Genomic DNA, 16,875 nt, shown 5'->3' on the forward strand with positions numbered 1-16,875 from the left:
CAGGAGCAACACCCATGGCCTTTGATTATGATGTCATCGTGATCGGATCAGGCGCGGCGGGCATGTCCGCCGCGATCGAAGCCAGGCTCGCCGGCGCCAGCGTCATGGTGCTGGAGGCCGACGATCATCTGGGCGGCGCGACGCGCAACAGCACCGGCGTCGTCTATGCCTGCAACAGCAGCACCCAGAAGGAAAAGGGCATCGAGGACAGCGCCGACGCCGTCTACGACTATATCATGACGCTGAACCAGCATGCGGTGCGGCCCGACCTCATCCGCTATTATGCCGATCAGTCGGGCGGCATGCTGGACTGGCTCAAGGAAAAGGGCGTCGAATTCCCCGCCAACATGCTGGTCCATTCGGATGTGACCGACGTGCAGCGCGGCCACACCTCCAGCACCTTTGGCCTTGGCATCGCCGATGCGCTCATCAACCGCGCAGGCGCGCTCGGCGTGGAAACGGCGCTCGGCACGCGGGTCGAATCGCTGATCGTCGAGGATGGCCGGGTCACCGGCATCCGGGCGCTCGGCATGGAATTGCGCGCGCCGAGCGTGGTGATCGCCAGCGGCGGCTTTGGCAACAGCCCCGAAATGCTGGCCAAATGGTATCCCACCGCCGCCTTCCATAGCGACCGCACCTGGGCCGTCCATCGCGATGCGCCCTTCATCCTGGGCGACGGCATCACGCTCGGCCAGGCGGTCGGCGCGGAGATCACGGGCTATGATACGGGCCTGCTCAACCCCAGCCCCTGTTTCGACAGCCGTTATGTCGAGGCCTTCCTGCCGCCCTGGCTCATCGCCGTGAACAAGCATGGCAAGCGCTTCATGGCCGAATGGAACAGCTACGCCGTCGCCGGCTATCTGATGAACGAGCAGCCCGATCAGGTCTGCTGGGCGATTTTCGATCATCAGGCGATGCTCGATAATGGCGACGACCTGTCCTATGCCGATCCCTATAATAGCGGCCTCGCCACATCGAGCTGGGAAGAGATCACCATCACGCGCGAGGTGGAAAAGGGCGTCGCCTTCCGCGCCGACAGCATCGCGGAGGTCGCACAGCTTGCGGGCCTGGACCCGCAAGCTGTAGAAGAGACCGTCCGCCGCTATAATGCAAGCGTGGAGATTGACGGCACCGATCGCGATTTCCACAAGGACGGCAACGGCCACGCCCTGCCCGCGATCAAAAACGGTCCCTTCTATGCCGTCGAGGTGCGCGCCGCGATCATCGGCTTCACCGCCGCCGGTCTCGACATCAGCGCCGATTGCGAGGTGCGCGATACGCGCGGCCGCGTGATCGAGGGGCTGTATGCCGCGGGCGAAGTGGTCGGCTGCTTCCATGGCAAGCGCTATGCGGGCGGCGGCACCAGCATCGGCAGTTCGGTCGTATTCGGCCGCCATGCGGGCACGGTCGCGGCGCGGCACGCGCTGACCGCGCCTGTCCCGGCCTGAGGGGGTACAAGCCATGTCGGATCGCAACGCCGCCCTCAACGCACTGCTCGACAGGGAGGCGCTTCGCGATCTCGCGATGCGCTATGCCCGCGCCATCGACCGGCGCGATCAGGATCTGCTCCGCTCGGTCTATCATGACGATGCGATCGACGATCATGGCCTCGTCTTTTGCGACAGGGCGGCGCTGTTCGTGGCGCAATTGCCGCAACTCATGGCGCCCTTCGCCATCACCGCGCATCACCTGACCAACCAGTCCTACAGGATCGAAGGCGACCGCGCCGATGGCGAACTGTATTTCATCGCCTATCACCGCACCGACGGGCCGGACGAAAAGCATCTCATCGCGCTGGGCCGCTATCTCGACAATTATGAGCGGCGCGGCGGCGACTGGAAGATCGCCCATCGCCGCCTGGTGTGGGACAGCTTCATCACGCTCGATGCCGGAGCGGACGACATGGCGCAACTGGCGGCGCTGGGCGTCATGGGCAGCGCAGCGGGCGACCGCTCCTATGAAGCCCTGCCGCTGATGGGGCCGGGTCAATAGTCTTAATCGCCCTCGTCCACCGGATATTGCAACGCTTCCTGCGCCAATGATGCCACCAGTTCGCCTGCGCGATTATAGACGAGGCCGCGCGCCATATTGACGCCGTTCTGCGCATTGGGGCCTTCGGTTTCGAACAGCAGCCAGTCGTCGCACCGCATATCGCGATGAAACCAGATGCAATGATCGAGGCTCGCGACGAACAGATGCGGGCCGGGCAGCGCGACCGTGTGCCGGGCGAGCGGCGCGCCAGCGAACATGAAATCCGACATGAATGCGAAAATCTGGCGATGCGTCGCCGGATCGTCCACCCGTTCGGCTCCCGGCGCGCGCAACCAGTAATGGCGTTTGGCGTCGGCTACGGTCTCGACATAGCCGGCCGGGCCCGGCATGCGCACCTCGATCGGATAATGGCCCTTGAACAAGGCCGCATAGCGCTGATTTTCCGCACCGATGATGGCCTCGAACGCGCTTTCGTCCAGCGCATGTTCGGGTTCGAACGGCACCGACATCGCCTGCTGATGGCTGAAGCCCGCGATCGGCGTTCGATAGGAACATTCCATCGTGAAGATGACCTGCCCCTCCTGCCGCGCGACGACCCGGCGGGTCGAGAACCGCCCTCCGTCACGAGTCCGCTCGACCGCATAGTCGATCAGCGACGCGGCGCTGCCCGCGCGCAGGAAATAGCAATGGAGCGAATGCACCGTCCGCCCCGGCGTCGTGCGATCGGCCGCTTGCAGCGCCTGCGCGACGATCTGGCCACCGAACAGAGCGCGATAGGCATTGGGCTGGTTATGGCGATTGCGGAACAGGTCCGGCGCGACCTCGTCCATTTCGAGCAACGCGACACTGTCGAGCGACCATTTCCGGTTGAACATATCCTTGTCGAAACTGCGCATCGATCCCCCCGGGCCCTTCCATACTCTCTTCCCTATAGGCAATATCATTATGATATGCTAGCGAACTACGAACCATCGCAGTCGAGAGAGATGATGCAGCCAGCCTATAGCGAGCAGGACCGGGCCTTTCGCCAGGAAATAAAGGACTTCGTGGCGAAAATGCTGCCTGCGGATCTGGCCCGTCGCGGCCGCTATGACTATCATCCCCGACGCGACGACCAGGCACGCTGGGCGCGCATCCTGGCCGACAAGGGCTGGTCGGTCCCGCACTGGCCGCAAGCCTATGGCGGCCCGGGCTGGACCGGCGTTCAGCGCTTCATCTTCGAAGAGGAAATGCGCCTCGCCTATGCGCCGACGATGGATCGCATCGGCCCCGAGCTGGTCGCACCGGTGCTCTACACCTATGGATCGGAGGAGCAGCGGCAGCTTTATCTGCCCGCCATCCGCACGGGCGAGACATTCTGGGCGCAGGGTTTTTCCGAACCGGGCGCCGGCTCCGACCTGTCGTCGCTGCGAACCCGTGCGGATCGCGACGGCGATCATTATATCGTCAACGGGCAAAAGACCTGGACGACCGAGGGCCAGCATGCCGACCTCATGTTCATCCTCGTCCGCACCGATGCGGCGGTCAAGCCGCAGGCCGGCATCTCCGCGCTGATCGTCGACCTGCAATCGCCCGGCATCACCCGCCGCCCGATCTGGACCATCGACGAGGGGCTGAGCGTCAATGAATTTTTCTTCGACGATGTGCGCGTGCCGGTCGGCAATCTGGTGGGGGAAGAAGGCGCCGGCTGGACCTACGCCAAATTCCTGCTCGCTAACGAGCGGACCACCAGCGCCGAAGTCCCGCACACCAAGCGCGACATCGCCCAGCTGCGTGAGATTGCCCGCGTCGAGACGAAGAATGGCCGCCCGCTGATCGAGGATGCCCGTTTCCGTAGCAGCCTCGCCCGGATCGAGATCGATACGCTCGCGCTGGAAACCGCCGTGCTGCGCGCCCTGACCGCTGGCGGCCATGGCGGCGGCGCGGTCGCCTCGCTGGTCAAGGTGCGGGGGTCCGAACTGCGCCAGCGGATCGCCGATCTGGCGGTGGATGCGCTGGGCGATCACGGCGTCGCCGTCCGCCTCGATCCCGAAGGCGAACATCGGATGTTCGCGGATGGCCTGACCCCGCCCGTGCCCGACCATGGCGTGGGTCTGTCCGCCAAGGCGCTGTTCCGCCGCGCCACCACCATCTACGGCGGCGCCAACGAGATTCAGCGAACCCTGATCGCGAAGACGGTATTGGAGCTGTGACCGCGATGGATTTCGACATGTCGTCCGAACAGGATGCGCTGCGCGACAGCGTCCGTCGCTTCATCGATCGCGAATATGACTGGGAAAAGCGGTTCGCGGTCATTCGCTCGCACGAGGGCGTCGATCCCGCCCATTGGGCGACTTTCGCGGAACTGGGGTGGCTGGGGGCGGGCCTTTCCGAAGAGGCCGGCGGCTTTGGCGGCGGCGCGATCGAAAATGCGCTGATCGCGCAGGAGCTTGGCCGTGGCCTCGTCACCGAACCCTTCGTTGCGCATGTGCTGGCGACGCAGACGCTGGCGGCGATTGGCGGAGAAACGGCCGGCCCGCTGATCGGCGCCATGGTGACGGGCGAAACGCGCGTCGTTCCCGCTTTTCAGGAGGAGGCCGGGCGCGGCGACTGGCGCGTCGTCGGCGCATCTTCAACCGGAGAGGGCAAAGGCGCGACCGTCAGCGGCACCAAGACGCTGGTGGAAGGCGCGAGCAGTGCCGAACGGTTGATCGTCTCGGCCCGGTCCGCTGAGGGCGTCGGGCTTTACCTCGTCGATGCGAAAGGCGCGGGCGTAGTCCAGTCGCTCTATCGCACCGTCGACAACCGGCGCGTCGCCGACATCGCGCTGACGGATGCCCCGGCCATCACGCTTGCCAGTGGCCCGGCTGCGCAAGCCGCGATCGAACAGGGCATCGACCATGCGCTGGTCACGCTGTGCGGCGAAGCGCTGGGGCTGATGGACGCGGCGCTATGGGCGACGCGCGATTATCTGAAAGTCCGCAAGCAGTTCGGCACCGCCATCGGCACTTTTCAGGCCCTTCAGCATCGCATGGCCGACATGCTGATCGAAACGGAAATGGCGCGATCGATCCTGTACCATGCGCTGGGCGCGATGGCGGGTGACGACCGGGCCGCGCAAAGCACCGCCGCATCTGCCGCCAAACAGGTCTTTTCGACCGCCGGCCTGTTCGTGGGCGGGCAGGCGATACAGCTGCATGGCGGCATCGGCGTGACCGAGGAACTCGACATCAGCCACTATTACCGGCGACTGTTCGTCATCGCCCGCCAGTTCGGCGATGCGGACCTGCATGGCGACCGCTTCGCCCACGGAGTCGACCATGGCGCGCTGGCAGCCTGAGTCCCGACGGCGGGAAAGCGGATCAGATCCGCGTGATCGTCAGCCCGCCATCGACGATCAGCGTTTGCCCGGTGACATGACGGGCCGCTTGCGACGCCATGAACGCGACGACCCCGGCAATGTCCTCGGGCTCGGCAATCCGCCGCAAAGCCGATCCGCCGGTGGCCTTTTCACGAAAGCCGGGCTTGTCGAGCAAGGCCCGGATCATGTCGGTGGCCGTAGTGCCGGGCGCCACCGCATTGACCCGCACGCCGCGATCGCCCCATTCGACCGCGAGCTGCCGCACCATCTGCTCCAGCGCCGCCTTCGACACACCATAGACGCCGCTGCCGGCGAAGGCGACATGGGCATTGACCGACGAAATGCACACCATCGCCCCGCCGCCCCGCGCCGCCACATGGGGCAGGCCGAGGCGCGCGAGCCGCAGCGGGCCGCCGACATTCATGTCCATGACCTTGGCCCAGCTCGCCTCCGTCAGCTCGGTGAGCGGATCGAACACCGGGTTCGTCGCCGCATTGGCGACCAATATGTCGATCCCGCCAAAGGCCGCGAGCGCGCCGTCGATCAGCCGCGCCAGATCGTCCTGCGACGCCGCGTGACCCGGGATGGCGACACAATCGAACCCCTCCTCGCGCATCTGCCGCTCCACCGCCGCGCAGGCCTCCGCCTTGCGGGATGACAAGGCCACGCTCGCGCCCTGCCGCGCCAGAAGGCGCGCGGTGGCGAGGCCGATGCCGCGCGTGCCGCCGGTGATGACGGCGACCTTGCCTACAAATGGCAGGGCGGTCTCGGTGGCGGTCGGCATGATGACATCTCCCCTTTTACGCGCCCCGGATCAGCGGTGGCGGTGACTTTCGATGTTTGAACCCATAGAGCGAGAAACCGGAATGGACACGGCCAAAGTCGACCAGATCAAGGCATGCTATGCGCGCGACCAGCGGGAAGACCCCCAGGCCGTCAATCCCGGCGACATCCCCTGGCGCTATGAAGCGATCACGCCGCAATGGATGACGCATATCCTTTGCAAGGACCATCCGGGGGCGGAGGTCGTCGCCGTGCGGCTGGACGTGCCGGATTCGGGCACCTCCAACCGCCGCCGCATCTTCATCGACTATAATGAAGCGGGCCATACGGCCGGCCTGCCCCGGTCGGTGTTCTGCAAGGCGACGGTCGACCTGCTCAACCGGCTGCTGCTGTCGACCTCGGCCCTGTTGAGCGAGACGACATTCTACAACCAAATCCGCCCCCAGCTCGCCATCGAAGCGCCAAAAGCGCTGCTGGCGGTCTATGATCCCCTGTCCTTCGCCTCGATCGTGATGCTGGAGGATCTGGGCGACAGCGTGACCTTCTGCAATCACCATACGCAGATGACGCGCGAGCGCGTGCAGGACCAATTGGCCACGCTGGCGACGCTGCACGGCCATTTCTACCGTTCGCCGCAGCTCGATGCGGAATTGGGGCATATGTTCCGCTATGACGATCGCTTCGCCGCGCTCGACCGCGATCACGACTTCAAATCCATGTGCGATGCCGGCCTGCTGGCGGCGGCGGAGGTCGTTCCCGCCCGGCTTATGGCGCGCGCGGGGGAGGTGTGGCCGGCGACGCTCCGCGCGTCGGCGCGCCACGGCGAGCTGCCGCTCACCATCACCCATGGCGATGTGCATCTCAAAAACTGGTACGTCACGCGCGACGGCCGGATGGGGCTGAGCGACTGGCAGGTGACCTCGAAAGGCCATTGGTCGCGCGATGTCGCCTACACGATCTCCACCGCGCTGACCGTCGATCAGCGGCGGGCGTGGGAAAAGGACCTGCTTGCCTATTATCTCGACGCCTTCGCGGCCGCCGGCGGCGAAGCCGTGCCCTTCGAGGAGGCGTGGCTCAATTACCGTCAGCAGCTGCTCACGACGCTCGCCTGGTGGACGATGACGCTGACGCCGGGCGACGACCTGCCCGACATGCAGCCGCGCGATATCACGCTCGATTTCATCGGCCGCATCGCGACGGCCATCGACGATCTCGACGCGCTCGACAGCCTGCGCTGAGTTGGCGGGTCCATGCCCCTATGGTATGGTACTACACTATAAACGCGAATGAGGGCCGGACACGGTCGCGAATCGGAGGGAATGACATGGCGACTGCCGCTAAAGTGAGAGGCTATGGTTCCGCGGAGCGTCCGCTCGCGACCGAAATGTGGCAGCGCGAGGCGCATGGGCCAAACCATCCCGCGCTGGTCGAGCATGGCAATTTCGAGCCGGACAATCATCATGTCGATCATGCCCGCTATTTCGATCCCGCCCGCGCGCAGGATGAATATGACCATGTCTGGACCGACAACTGGCTGCTCGCCTGTCGGGAGGAGGATATCCCGCAGGTCGGCGACCGCGTGCCGCTGACGGTCGGGCCGCACAGCTATTTCATCGTGCGCTCCGCCCCCGATGCGTTCAAGGCGTTCCACAATAGCTGCCTGCATCGCGGCACGATGCTGTGCGCCAAGAGCGAGTCCGCCGCGACGATCCGCTGTCCCTATCATGCGTGGGAATGGAATATCGACGGACGGTTGAAGGCGATCCCCAGCCACTGGGACTTCCCCGATATCACCCGCCTCAACGGCTCGCTCCCTGAAATCCAGCTGGAACGCTGGGGCGGCTTCCTCTTCGTCAACGCCAATAAGGACGCCGCGCCGCTGATCGACGCGCTTGGCCCCATCCCCGCGCATTTCGAGCAGTTCGCGCCGGACAAACGCTTCACCGGCGCGCGTTTCCGCAAGCTCGTCCGCGCCAACTGGAAGATCACGCAGGAAGCGTTTCAGGAAGCCTATCATCTCTATTCCACCCATCCCGAAGCCGTGCCCTTCACCGGCGACAGCCAGGGCGCCTATGAAATCTGGCGGAACGAAGCCGGTCATGTCGGTCGCAACCTCACCTGCGCGGCCGTCCCCAGCATGTTCGCGCCCAGCGAGGATACGTCGCTCAAGGCGGGCGTGATGCTGGCGCAGGGGATGATCGGCTGGCATTATCCGGACGAACCCGAACCCGTGCTGGACGAGCATGGCGACATCCGCGCGCAGCTTGGCGCCTGGCATCGCGACGTCGCCTCGCGCGTCTACGACCGGCGGATCGACCTGCCCGACGCGCTGATGCTCGATAGCCCGCTCTATTTCTTCTATCCCCACAGCTGTTTCTGGCTGAGCGAGGGCGTGCCCTTCGTCTACCAGTTCCTGCCGCATGAAACCGACCCGGAAATGAGCTATTTCGACGTGCGCCTGCTGTTGCCCTGCCCCGACGAAGGCCCCGCGCCGCCCGCAGCACCCACGATCGAGCTGGACGCGGATCAGGGCGTGTTCGCCCATTGTCCGGGCTTCGGGTTCCTGGGCTATATCTTCGATCAGGACATGTCGAACATGCCGCTGATCCAGAAGGGCGCGCATTCGGCCAACCCGGAAAAACCCTTTACGCGCCTCAGCGCCTATCAGGAAATGATCATCCAGCACTGGAACGCGGTGATGGACGAACAGATCGCGCGGGGCAAAGCCGCTCGTTCATAACCGCATGAACATGAAAAAGGGTGGCTGCCGATGCCCTACAGCGCCGGCAGCCACCTCCCTTCGCCCGCTCTTAGAGCATTGCGCGTCAAATCAGGATCACATATCCTCCGTTCGGGCTGAGCGAAGTCGAAGCCTTCCACTGAGCGCAGCGAAGTGCGCTTCGCCTCGGCTCAGCAGGGGCCCCCTTCGACTGCCTGCTTGCAGCAGGCGCTCAGGACAGGCTTCGACTTGGCTCAGGGCGAACGGCTCACATTTTACGCATGCACCCTAAATCAGTGCGAGCGTTCGACTTCCTTCTTGGTGAGCCTGGTGGTCACCACTCCGCCCTCGACCGACAACTGGTCGGCGCTCAGCGTCACCAGTCGGCTGCCCATGATGATCCGGATAGCGCTCACATTCTGGTCAGCGCCCGTCAATACGCGATTGACCAGGCCGATATCCTGCCCGTCGGACGAAACCACCTTGGCATTACGCGCGATGCTCAAGGGCTCGGCCTGCGCCGATACCGTGGCTGTCAATGCGCCGGTCGCCAAAAACCCGGCCGCCAACACCCATGTCCGCATCTTCATTCCATCACTCCAAAACAGGACTCCCGAGGCGCTGGAGATGAGAAGCTTCATTTAAGCGTCTCATGGCTCCATGCTCCTTCGACTGCCGATCGCCATTTGATATGGTGCCGTATGGTATTGCAGCAGACTATCGTCAAGACTAAGTTGGCGTGAGAGGCGCGGTTCATCGCGACCAGCCTGACGAATATAGGAGAGAGACGATGGCGCAAAGCTACGACTATATCATCATCGGCGCGGGATCGGCCGGCTGCGTCCTCGCCAACCGCCTGTCGCAAAACCCCGCGCACCGCGTCCTTTTGCTGGAAGCGGGTGGCGAGAATAAGACCTTCCTCGTCAACATGCCCAAGGGCATCGGCAAGCTCGTCACCGATCCCAATCACGCCTGGTCCTACCCGGTCGGCCCCGCCTGCGCCCCGTCGGAGACATGGCAGCGCGGGCGCGGTCTTGGCGGATCGTCCGCCATCAACGGCATGATCTATGTGCGCGGCCAGCCGCAGGATTTCGACATATGGGAACGCGAAGCCGGGTCCGACTGGTCCTGGGCACAGATGAAGCAGGCCTATCGCTCGATCGAGGATCATGAGCTGGGTGATGACGGGGTGCGCGGCGTCGGCGGCCCCGTCCACATCACGACCAATAAATTCCGTTATCCGCTGGCCGAACATGCGATCGAAGCCGGCGTGCAGATGGGCCTGCCGCGCCATTATGAGGACCTCAACCGCGAGGATCAGGAGGGCGTCGGCTATTATTGCTACAATATCAAGAAGGGCGTGCGGCAAAGCGCCGCCCTCGCCTTTCTGGAGCCGGCGCGCAACAGGGCCAATCTGGATGTCGTGACCAATGTCTATGCCGACCGCATCCGCTTCGACGGCAAGCGCGCGGCCGGCGTCGATTGCCGGGTCGGCGGACGGCCGGCACGCTATGCCTGCCATGGCGAGATCATCATCAGCGCCGGGACGATCGCCTCGCCCAAACTGCTGCAACTGTCCGGCATCGGCCCGGCGGCGCTGTTGCAAAAACATGGCATCGACGTCGTCCATGACAGCCCCGATGTCGGCGGCCGCATCCTCGAACATCTCGGCATGATGATTACCTATCGGCTCAAGGGCGGCGAAAAGGGCGTCAACCACCGGCTGCGGGGCCTGGGCCTCGCCGCCAGCGTCGCGCAATATCTGATCGCGAAATCCGGCCCGCTCGCCAATGGCGCGATGGAAGTGGGCGCGTTCATCAAGACCAATCCGAATGAACCGCGCCCCAATGCGCAGCTTTATATCAGCGGCTGGACGCTCGACATCCCCGAGGAGCGGGACAAGGACACCGTCGCCCCGATGCAGTCGGTCCAGCGCGAACCGGGAATGAGCTTCACCGCGCAGCTTCTGGGCCTCGACAGCGAAAGCCGGGTGGAAATCACCGCGGCTGACCCCGACGCACCGCTTTCGATCATGCCAGACTGGCTGGCAAGCGCGCATGACCAGCGCGCCGCCATCGAAATAGTGCGTTATATTCGCGCCTATGTCGGCCAGCCGGCGCTGGCCCCCTTCATCGGACCGGAAATCGCGCCCGGCGCGCAGCACGCCACCGATGAGGAGATATTGGCGATCGTGCGCAAGATCGCGCTGTGCGGCACCCATGCGGTGCGCAGTTGCCGGATGGGGCATGACGCGGGGTCGGTGGTCGACGAGCGCGCCCGCGTGCGTGGCGTCTATGGCCTGCGCGTCGTCGACTGTTCGATCATGCCGGGTCTCATTTCGGGCAATACCAACGGCCCGGCGATGGCGACCGGCTGGCGCGCGGCCGACCTGATCCTGGAGGACGCGCAGCTCCGCAACGCCGCGTGAAATGGCTGCGCCAGCCCGATCGCAGCGTCTTAACGGTTCCCCGGCGAAAGCCGGGGAACACCCTCGCTCAAAGCCCCTCGATCGCCGCGCCGATATCCTTGCGCCGCCATTCGGACAGGAACAGCCGCATCAGCTGCAACTGGCAGCGCGGCAGAAACAGATCGCGCAGGCGCGGGTCGGTGCGGTCGGTCAGGTCAGGATAATCCGGCAGTTCGGCTTCCAGCAGCGCGGGCGCATCGAGCATCCACGCCGTCCCCAGCACCGCGATGGACAGCTTCACGTCGCGGTCGAAGTCGGCAGCTGCGATGCGCGGCCCGCCTGCCTTTGCATATTCGTCCAGCAACAATGCCTGAAGATGCGCGTCATGCCGGGCGAGGAAATCCGCTTCGCCCGCGCACAACATACCATAATAGGCTTGGGCGAGGTTGGACTGGGCGACGCCGCCCCAGTCGAGCTGACCCGATTGCATCACACCGCGCTCGTCGCGCCAGAACCAGCCATTGTCCGGGTTCATGTTCCAGTGCACCAGCGCGATGGCGTCGCTGGATGCATAGAGGCGTTCCCAGATCGCCCGCTCCTTGTCCAGCACCAGCGCCGCGCCCCGCGCGAAGTCGGCGAGGAATGCGGGGTCGGCAAGGCCATCGGGCAAGAGCTGCGGCGCGCGCGCGGCGAACGCCCTGAGCGTGTCCAGCTTGGCGGCAAGGCCCCCGGCGTCATAAGGAATGACCTTGAGCAGCGCCTCATTGGTCGGATCGAACGGAAATGCCTGTTCGATCTCGTCGCCGAAATGGCCGGCGCGGTGATAGGCCGCCAGCGCCGCTATCGCCCGCGTCTGCGCCTCATAATAGGGCAGCGGATCGGGGATCTCATAATCGACGCATTTCTCCAGCGCCGGTTCGATGCCCTCGGCCCCATAGGGAATCCGCTCGGTGATGAGCAGGCCGGTCTTGGTGGCCGCGCTATAATCGCCGAACAGGCAGCGCGGCACCGTGACCGGGAAGCCGGGGCGGCGCGACAATAGCGCAAAGCGCACTTCGGGGTCCATCACCGGCGAAAACAGCTCGCGCAGGGGATCGCCGAATTCGCGGGTGAACTTGGCGAACAGCCGCGTCGGCAGCCCTTCTTCCTTCGCATAGGCGACATCGATCGCGACTTTGCGGCCCATGCCGCCGCCGAAAAATTCCTTCCAGTGGAGAATGTCGGTCACTTCATTGTCGGCACCGATCGCGCCGATCTCCCGGAACAGACGCGTCAGCGCCGCAGCGCCCCCCTCCTCCAGCACCGCATAGCTGACCGGAAAGGCGATGCCGCTATGATCGCCGGTCACATGCGTCGGATGGTTCACCGCTCTCTCCTGAATTATCTGGCAATATATGGTTGCTTAGCATATCATATATCTACAAACCTTTATGAGAGCAAAGAGGATTCCGGTTTGGCCCGCATTCCCCTGTCCGATGTTCCCGAAACGGGATCGCGCATCGTCGAGATCGACGGAAAGCGCGTGTTGCTGTGCCGTGGCCCCGGCGGCATTCGCGCGATGGACGAGATATGTCCCCATCAACTCCTGTCGCTCGATGGCGGCCGGGTGCGTGGTAATTTCATCATGTGCCCGCATCATGGCGCGCGCTTCAGCCTGGAGGACGGCAAGTCGCTGTCTCCCCTGACCGCCAACGCGCTCACATTTTTCGAGTCGCGGGTCGAAGGGGACGAACTGGTCGTCGACCTTTGAATTTTCATGATGGTTTTGATGATAATGGATGAGAGGAACTGACGCGTGCCCACGCCCCCCGTTGACGACTATCCCTGGAAGGGAGCATTTCCCGAAACCCCTAACTGGAGCGAGAATTTCCTGCTGGCGGGTGACGATCCCAAGGCAGGCGTCGGTTTCTGGCTGCATCTTGGCCGCTGGCGCAAAGACCTGACCATGTTCCGCGAAACGACCAACGTCCGCCTGCCCGACGGCACGGTGGTGGGCAATCGCGCGATCGGCAATGCGCGCTCGGCCGTGGAAGGACCCGGCGGGCCGCATTATGCGATCCGCGTGATCGAACCGGGTCGCAAGCTGACCTACAGCTATGCCGGCGGCGTGCGGCGGGTGCCGGCCCAGTCGATGCGCGACGGGCTGGTGCTCGAAGGATCGCGGACGCCGATGACGTTCGAGCTGACCTTCGAATCCGATGCCGGCATTTGGGATATGCACAAGGTCGGCGGGCTTCAGGACTTCCTGCCGGCGGGCCATATCGAACAGATCGGCCAGGTCACCGGCTGGCTTCAGGTCGGCAAGGACAGGTTCGACATCGACACGATCGCCAACCGCGACCACAGCCTTGGCCCGCGCGACAATAAGGACCTGCTCAACCATCAATGGCATCAGGGCTATTTCGAAAACGGCATCCGCTTCCTGCTGTTCGACGCGATGACGCGCGGCGACGGCAAGGTCGTGTTTTCCGAAGCGGTGGTCTATGAGGGCGACAGGCTGTTCGAGGCCAGACTGGAAATGGGCTGGCGCTGCGATGACGCGACCCGCGACGAAGAACCGATCGCCTTCAGCATCATCTATGAAAATGGCCGGCTCGATATCGAAACTCTGGCCTATACCAGCAATTCCTACTCCTCGCTGACCTCACCCAACGACCAATATGTCGGCGTATACCCCTCCGATACGGACGAGCCGACGCTGGTGCTGCTGGAACAGTCGGTGAAGCTGCGTCTCAACGGATCGGTCGACGGCTATGGCTGTTACGAGCGGACCGTGAACGGGCGGATCACCCCGGAGGCATGAGGCAGGCCGGGGACCCGTAGCGCGGCGGGTCCCCCTTCCCGCTCAGCGATCGCCGAGCGGCTTGCCCGATCCGAACGCCTCCGCGCCGCCCGGCAATTCATCCAGTCGCGGCATGCGCGTCAGCTGGTTGCCGCCATTCACCTGCAAGTTGAGGCCGGTGACGTAGGACGGCCCGGCCAGCCACAGCACGGCGTTGGAAAAATCCGACGGCAGGCCGACGCGGCCAAGAGGGATCTCCCGCTCGAATATCGCGGCGTAGGTCGGATCGGCGAAGGCTTCCTTGGCCATGTCGGAATAGATCGCACCCGGCAGGATGGAGTTCACCCGGATGTTGCGGCCCGCATATTCGATCCCCGCATAGCGCACGATGCAATCGGCCGCCGATTTGGCCGCGGCATAGGCAATGTGCGGAAAAACCGGATGGGTAGTCGACATGGACGAGATGAAGATGATCGACCCGTCCTGCCCGATCGCCTCCGCCATATATTTGATGAAGAAGGTCGCGCCGTAGAAATTCACGCGGGCGGCGGTTTCGAGATGTTCGATGGTCATGTCGGAAATCATGCTCATCACCGGCAGGCCCGCCGAATTGACCGCTATGTCGAGTCGCCCGTAAGTATCGATCACCGCCTTTGCGAGCGCCTTGATATCGGCTTCCTCCCCCGCGTCGCAGCGGACCGCCGTGCCGCCGATCTTCGTCGCCAGCCGTTCGAGCGCCGGCAGGGTGCGCGCCGCGACCACGACCTTTGCGCCATTGGCGGCCAGCGTTTCGGCAATGTCCCAGCCGGTGCCGCCTTCGGCCGATGCGCCGAGCACGACCGCGACCTGTCCGCTCAGGTCGATCTTCATCTGCGGCGATAGGGGGACTTTCGTCATTTAGACCTCTCCATTTTTTGCATGCGGACCATGTGCTAGCGCACTATTATAGCGCGGGTCCAGTCTCCATCCTCTCTGCTTGGCACCGACCGTCATTTTATGATGTGGCGGGAGTCGTCGGCGATGGCGAAGCGGCGCAGGACGTACCAGCGCTCGCGCTCCTGATCACGCCTATCGTGCTGGGGCCAAAGCCCGGACACAGCGATGAAGGGAGACTGTGGGATGCGCCGAATGAGGATCTGGCTCGCGGCGCTTGCCGCTTCTACCGTGAAGACAGCGTCCATTGCCGCGTCTTCCGGCGCCAAATATGGCGGGGGCGAAATAATGTGGGACAGTTTCGGTGTCCCGCACATCTACGCCAAGACCCAAGAGGGCGGCTTTTACGGCTATGCGCAGGCGCAAAGCCACGGCAATCTGCTGTTGCGCATATAGGCTGGCAGTCGAACGGCTCAGCCCGAACGGACGATATCTGATCCCGATTTGGGGCGCGATGCTTCAGCTCGTGATACGGGCGCTCACCACCCCTGTCCAAAGGGCGCGAACGCCGACGCCGTGCAGCGCAGGCTCCTGATCTTCCACCCATCCGGCGTGCGGACGAATTCATCCTCATAGAAGGCCGTGGTCCACATCGACCCGACATCGCGCCGGTTCAACAGGACCGCTACGTGCCACCGGCCTTTGCCGCTGTCGCCGTCTACCTCGATATGCGGGTTGCCGAGCAGATGATAGGAATAGGGGTAGAGCGAGTCGTCGTCGAACCGCTCGGCAATCGCGGCCGACCCGATCAGCGGCGGCGCGCCGGTGGGTACGATGTGAAATATCGCATCCTCGGTGAAAAGCCCGCCCATTTCCGCGCCGCTATGCGGCTTTTCGGCGCTGCTGTCGGCCAGTTCGGTGTACCGTGTCTTCAGGCGCGTGATGGCCTCGATGTCCTCGAGCTGTTGGATCCGGTCTTCGAGCGTCATATTTCTCTCCGTGTCGCGGGCGCGCGATCGTTCGGCCGAATCAAAAGCACCGGCGCAGGAAGTCGAGGCACCCGTCGTTGAACGCGTCATTGCTGTCGCCCACGACCATGTGGCCGACACCGGCGACGTCCATGATTTCAAGCTGTGGCAGCGCTTCGATCATCATGTCGACGCTGCTGTCGTCGACGATATCGCTCTGCCCCCCGCGCAGCAGCATGAGGGGCAGCGAAACCCGATGGCTCAGCAGCGGCAGTTCCTCCAGCCATCCCTCGCCGGTCGCTTCCAATACGCGCGGGTCCCAGTGCCAGTAGAACCGCCCGTCGTCCCTTTTGCGCAGGTTGCGCGCAAGCCCGGCCGGATTGGCGCGCCGCGCGGGATTGGGCTTGAAGACCGCGACCGCTTCGGCCGCCTCCTCCAGACTCGCAAAACCGTCGAGATGGGCGGTCATGAACCGGTTGATCTTCTCGACCCCCTCGGCGGCGGGTTGCAACGTGATGTCGACCATGATCAGCGCCTGCGCGACAGGCCCGGACTCGGTCCCGACCGTATGAAAGGCCGTCAGCCCGCCCATCGACGCGCCGATCAGCGCCGCTGGCTGGTCCAGCGCCGCCAATATGGTGAGCAGGTCGTTGGAAAGGGTCGGGATAGAATAGTCGCCGGTGGGCGACCAGTCGCTGTCGCCATGGCCGCGCGCGTCGTAAGCCAGCACGCGATAGCCGTTGTCCACCAGAACCTTTACGGTCTTGGCCCAGGAATGACGGGTCTGGCCACCGCCGTGGAGCAGCACGACCTGCCGGCCCTGCGCCGGTCCGGCGACGATCCCCCGCAGGGTCAGGCCGTCGCTCGTCTTGATCTCATAGGGCGTGGAAGCTGGCACGACATCTCCTGGGGATGACGCAGCCTGATAAGCAGCGCCGCCATTATCGCAAGAGCGCAGTGGAGCGGTCACGACCATCCCGGCCCTGACGAGCGATGACCCGCGCGCCGGGC

General features: G+C 64.3%; 17 protein-coding genes. 10 read left to right on the forward strand and 7 right to left on the reverse strand.

Annotation, left to right across the window (positions count from 1 at the left end; translation table 11 throughout):
- The first annotated feature begins 14 nt into the window (after positions 1-14).
- Together WG907_RS13910 and WG907_RS13915 are read left to right on the forward strand one after the other, a co-directional pair.
- Positions 15-1,448 (forward strand): FAD-dependent oxidoreductase, encoded by a 1,434-nt coding sequence (locus WG907_RS13910; RefSeq protein ID WP_340233686.1) that lies wholly within the window; start codon positions 15-17, stop codon positions 1,446-1,448.
- Between the two features lie 13 nt (positions 1,449-1,461).
- Positions 1,462-1,992 carry a nuclear transport factor 2 family protein gene (locus WG907_RS13915; RefSeq protein WP_340233688.1) on the forward strand — a complete coding sequence of 177 codons (531 nt, stop codon included), beginning with the start codon at positions 1,462-1,464 and terminating at the stop codon, positions 1,990-1,992.
- A gap of 2 nt (positions 1,993-1,994) precedes the next feature.
- On the opposite strand, the gene WG907_RS13920 is transcribed toward WG907_RS13915, so the two are convergent.
- Positions 1,995-2,888, reverse strand: a complete 894-nt coding sequence (locus tag WG907_RS13920; protein ID WP_340233690.1) for an acyl-CoA thioesterase — start codon at positions 2,886-2,888, stop codon at positions 1,995-1,997.
- Positions 2,889-2,978: 90 nt separating this feature from the next.
- On the opposite strand from WG907_RS13920, the gene WG907_RS13925 reads away from it, so the two are divergent.
- Positions 2,979-4,184 carry an acyl-CoA dehydrogenase family protein gene (locus WG907_RS13925; RefSeq protein WP_340233691.1) on the forward strand — a complete coding sequence of 402 codons (1,206 nt, stop codon included), beginning with the start codon at positions 2,979-2,981 and terminating at the stop codon, positions 4,182-4,184.
- A gap of 5 nt (positions 4,185-4,189) precedes the next feature.
- Positions 4,190-5,311, forward strand: a complete 1,122-nt coding sequence (locus WG907_RS13930; protein ID WP_340233692.1) for an acyl-CoA dehydrogenase family protein — start codon at positions 4,190-4,192, stop codon at positions 5,309-5,311.
- Between the two features lie 22 nt (positions 5,312-5,333).
- Here the strand turns inward: WG907_RS13930 and WG907_RS13935 are convergent, their stop codons facing one another.
- On the reverse strand, positions 5,334-6,116 hold the full coding sequence (locus WG907_RS13935) for an SDR family NAD(P)-dependent oxidoreductase (protein WP_340233693.1): 783 nt from the start codon (positions 6,114-6,116) through the stop codon (positions 5,334-5,336).
- Between the two features lie 82 nt (positions 6,117-6,198).
- On the opposite strand from WG907_RS13935, the gene WG907_RS13940 reads away from it, so the two are divergent.
- Together WG907_RS13940 and WG907_RS13945 are read left to right on the forward strand one after the other, a co-directional pair.
- Positions 6,199-7,353, forward strand: coding sequence for a phosphotransferase (locus WG907_RS13940; RefSeq protein ID WP_340233694.1), 1,155 nt, complete (start codon positions 6,199-6,201; stop codon positions 7,351-7,353).
- An 86-nt stretch (positions 7,354-7,439) separates the two neighbouring features.
- Positions 7,440-8,855, forward strand: a complete 1,416-nt coding sequence (locus tag WG907_RS13945; protein WP_340233695.1) for an aromatic ring-hydroxylating oxygenase subunit alpha — start codon at positions 7,440-7,442, stop codon at positions 8,853-8,855.
- A 272-nt stretch (positions 8,856-9,127) separates the two neighbouring features.
- On the opposite strand, the gene WG907_RS13950 is transcribed toward WG907_RS13945, so the two are convergent.
- Positions 9,128-9,424 carry a hypothetical protein gene (locus tag WG907_RS13950; protein WP_340233696.1) on the reverse strand — a complete coding sequence of 99 codons (297 nt, stop codon included), beginning with the start codon at positions 9,422-9,424 and terminating at the stop codon, positions 9,128-9,130.
- Positions 9,425-9,624: 200 nt separating this feature from the next.
- Here WG907_RS13950 and WG907_RS13955 point away from each other — a divergent pair, with 200 nt between their 5' ends.
- On the forward strand, positions 9,625-11,262 hold the full coding sequence (locus tag WG907_RS13955; RefSeq protein WP_340233698.1) for a GMC family oxidoreductase: 1,638 nt from the start codon (positions 9,625-9,627) through the stop codon (positions 11,260-11,262).
- Between the two features lie 67 nt (positions 11,263-11,329).
- On the opposite strand, the gene WG907_RS13960 is transcribed toward WG907_RS13955, so the two are convergent.
- The gene (locus WG907_RS13960; RefSeq protein ID WP_340233699.1) at positions 11,330-12,607 is read right to left on the reverse strand and encodes a hypothetical protein; all 1,278 of its coding nucleotides are present in this window, start codon (positions 12,605-12,607) and stop codon (positions 11,330-11,332) included.
- Positions 12,608-12,694: 87 nt separating this feature from the next.
- On the opposite strand from WG907_RS13960, the gene WG907_RS13965 reads away from it, so the two are divergent.
- Positions 12,695-12,991: a Rieske (2Fe-2S) protein gene (locus tag WG907_RS13965; RefSeq protein WP_340233700.1), complete on the forward strand. Its 297-nt coding sequence runs from the start codon at positions 12,695-12,697 to the stop codon at positions 12,989-12,991.
- Between the two features lie 45 nt (positions 12,992-13,036).
- Positions 13,037-14,044, forward strand: a complete 1,008-nt coding sequence (locus WG907_RS13970) for a DUF7064 domain-containing protein (RefSeq protein ID WP_340233702.1) — start codon at positions 13,037-13,039, stop codon at positions 14,042-14,044.
- A gap of 42 nt (positions 14,045-14,086) precedes the next feature.
- Here WG907_RS13970 and WG907_RS13975 read toward each other — a convergent pair whose 3' ends face one another.
- Positions 14,087-14,920, reverse strand: coding sequence for an SDR family NAD(P)-dependent oxidoreductase (locus WG907_RS13975; RefSeq protein ID WP_340233704.1), 834 nt, complete (start codon positions 14,918-14,920; stop codon positions 14,087-14,089).
- 231 nt (positions 14,921-15,151) lie between these two features.
- On the opposite strand from WG907_RS13975, the gene WG907_RS13980 reads away from it, so the two are divergent.
- Entirely contained in the window at positions 15,152-15,352 is a 201-nt protein-coding gene (locus WG907_RS13980; RefSeq protein ID WP_340233706.1) for a penicillin acylase family protein, read from the forward strand.
- An 83-nt stretch (positions 15,353-15,435) separates the two neighbouring features.
- Here the strand turns inward: WG907_RS13980 and WG907_RS13985 are convergent, their stop codons facing one another.
- Both WG907_RS13985 and WG907_RS13990 read right to left on the reverse strand, forming a co-directional pair.
- On the reverse strand, positions 15,436-15,885 hold the full coding sequence (locus WG907_RS13985; RefSeq protein WP_340233708.1) for a nuclear transport factor 2 family protein: 450 nt from the start codon (positions 15,883-15,885) through the stop codon (positions 15,436-15,438).
- 40 nt (positions 15,886-15,925) lie between these two features.
- Positions 15,926-16,762, reverse strand: coding sequence for an alpha/beta fold hydrolase (locus WG907_RS13990; RefSeq protein ID WP_340233710.1), 837 nt, complete (start codon positions 16,760-16,762; stop codon positions 15,926-15,928).
- Positions 16,763-16,875 lie beyond the last annotated feature (113 nt).

Source organism: Sphingobium fluminis (assembly GCF_037723805.1).
Taxonomy (GTDB): Bacteria; Pseudomonadota; Alphaproteobacteria; order Sphingomonadales; family Sphingomonadaceae; genus Sphingobium.

Coding starts and splice junctions, on each gene's coding strand:
- WG907_RS13955 (WP_340233698.1), top strand. CDS start 9,625: ATGGCGCAAAGCTACGACTATATCATCATCGGCGCGGGATCGGCCGGC.
- WG907_RS13925 (WP_340233691.1), top strand. CDS start 2,979: ATGATGCAGCCAGCCTATAGCGAGCAGGACCGGGCCTTTCGCCAGGAA.
- WG907_RS13935 (WP_340233693.1), bottom strand. CDS start 6,116: ATGCCGACCGCCACCGAGACCGCCCTGCCATTTGTAGGCAAGGTCGCC.
- WG907_RS13910 (WP_340233686.1), top strand. CDS start 15: ATGGCCTTTGATTATGATGTCATCGTGATCGGATCAGGCGCGGCGGGC.
- WG907_RS13950 (WP_340233696.1), bottom strand. CDS start 9,424: ATGAAGATGCGGACATGGGTGTTGGCGGCCGGGTTTTTGGCGACCGGC.
- WG907_RS13975 (WP_340233704.1), bottom strand. CDS start 14,920: ATGACGAAAGTCCCCCTATCGCCGCAGATGAAGATCGACCTGAGCGGA.
- WG907_RS13945 (WP_340233695.1), top strand. CDS start 7,440: ATGGCGACTGCCGCTAAAGTGAGAGGCTATGGTTCCGCGGAGCGTCCG.
- WG907_RS13920 (WP_340233690.1), bottom strand. CDS start 2,888: ATGCGCAGTTTCGACAAGGATATGTTCAACCGGAAATGGTCGCTCGAC.
- WG907_RS13940 (WP_340233694.1), top strand. CDS start 6,199: ATGGACACGGCCAAAGTCGACCAGATCAAGGCATGCTATGCGCGCGAC.
- WG907_RS13930 (WP_340233692.1), top strand. CDS start 4,190: ATGGATTTCGACATGTCGTCCGAACAGGATGCGCTGCGCGACAGCGTC.
- WG907_RS13915 (WP_340233688.1), top strand. CDS start 1,462: ATGTCGGATCGCAACGCCGCCCTCAACGCACTGCTCGACAGGGAGGCG.
- WG907_RS13980 (WP_340233706.1), top strand. CDS start 15,152: ATGAGGATCTGGCTCGCGGCGCTTGCCGCTTCTACCGTGAAGACAGCG.
- WG907_RS13985 (WP_340233708.1), bottom strand. CDS start 15,885: ATGACGCTCGAAGACCGGATCCAACAGCTCGAGGACATCGAGGCCATC.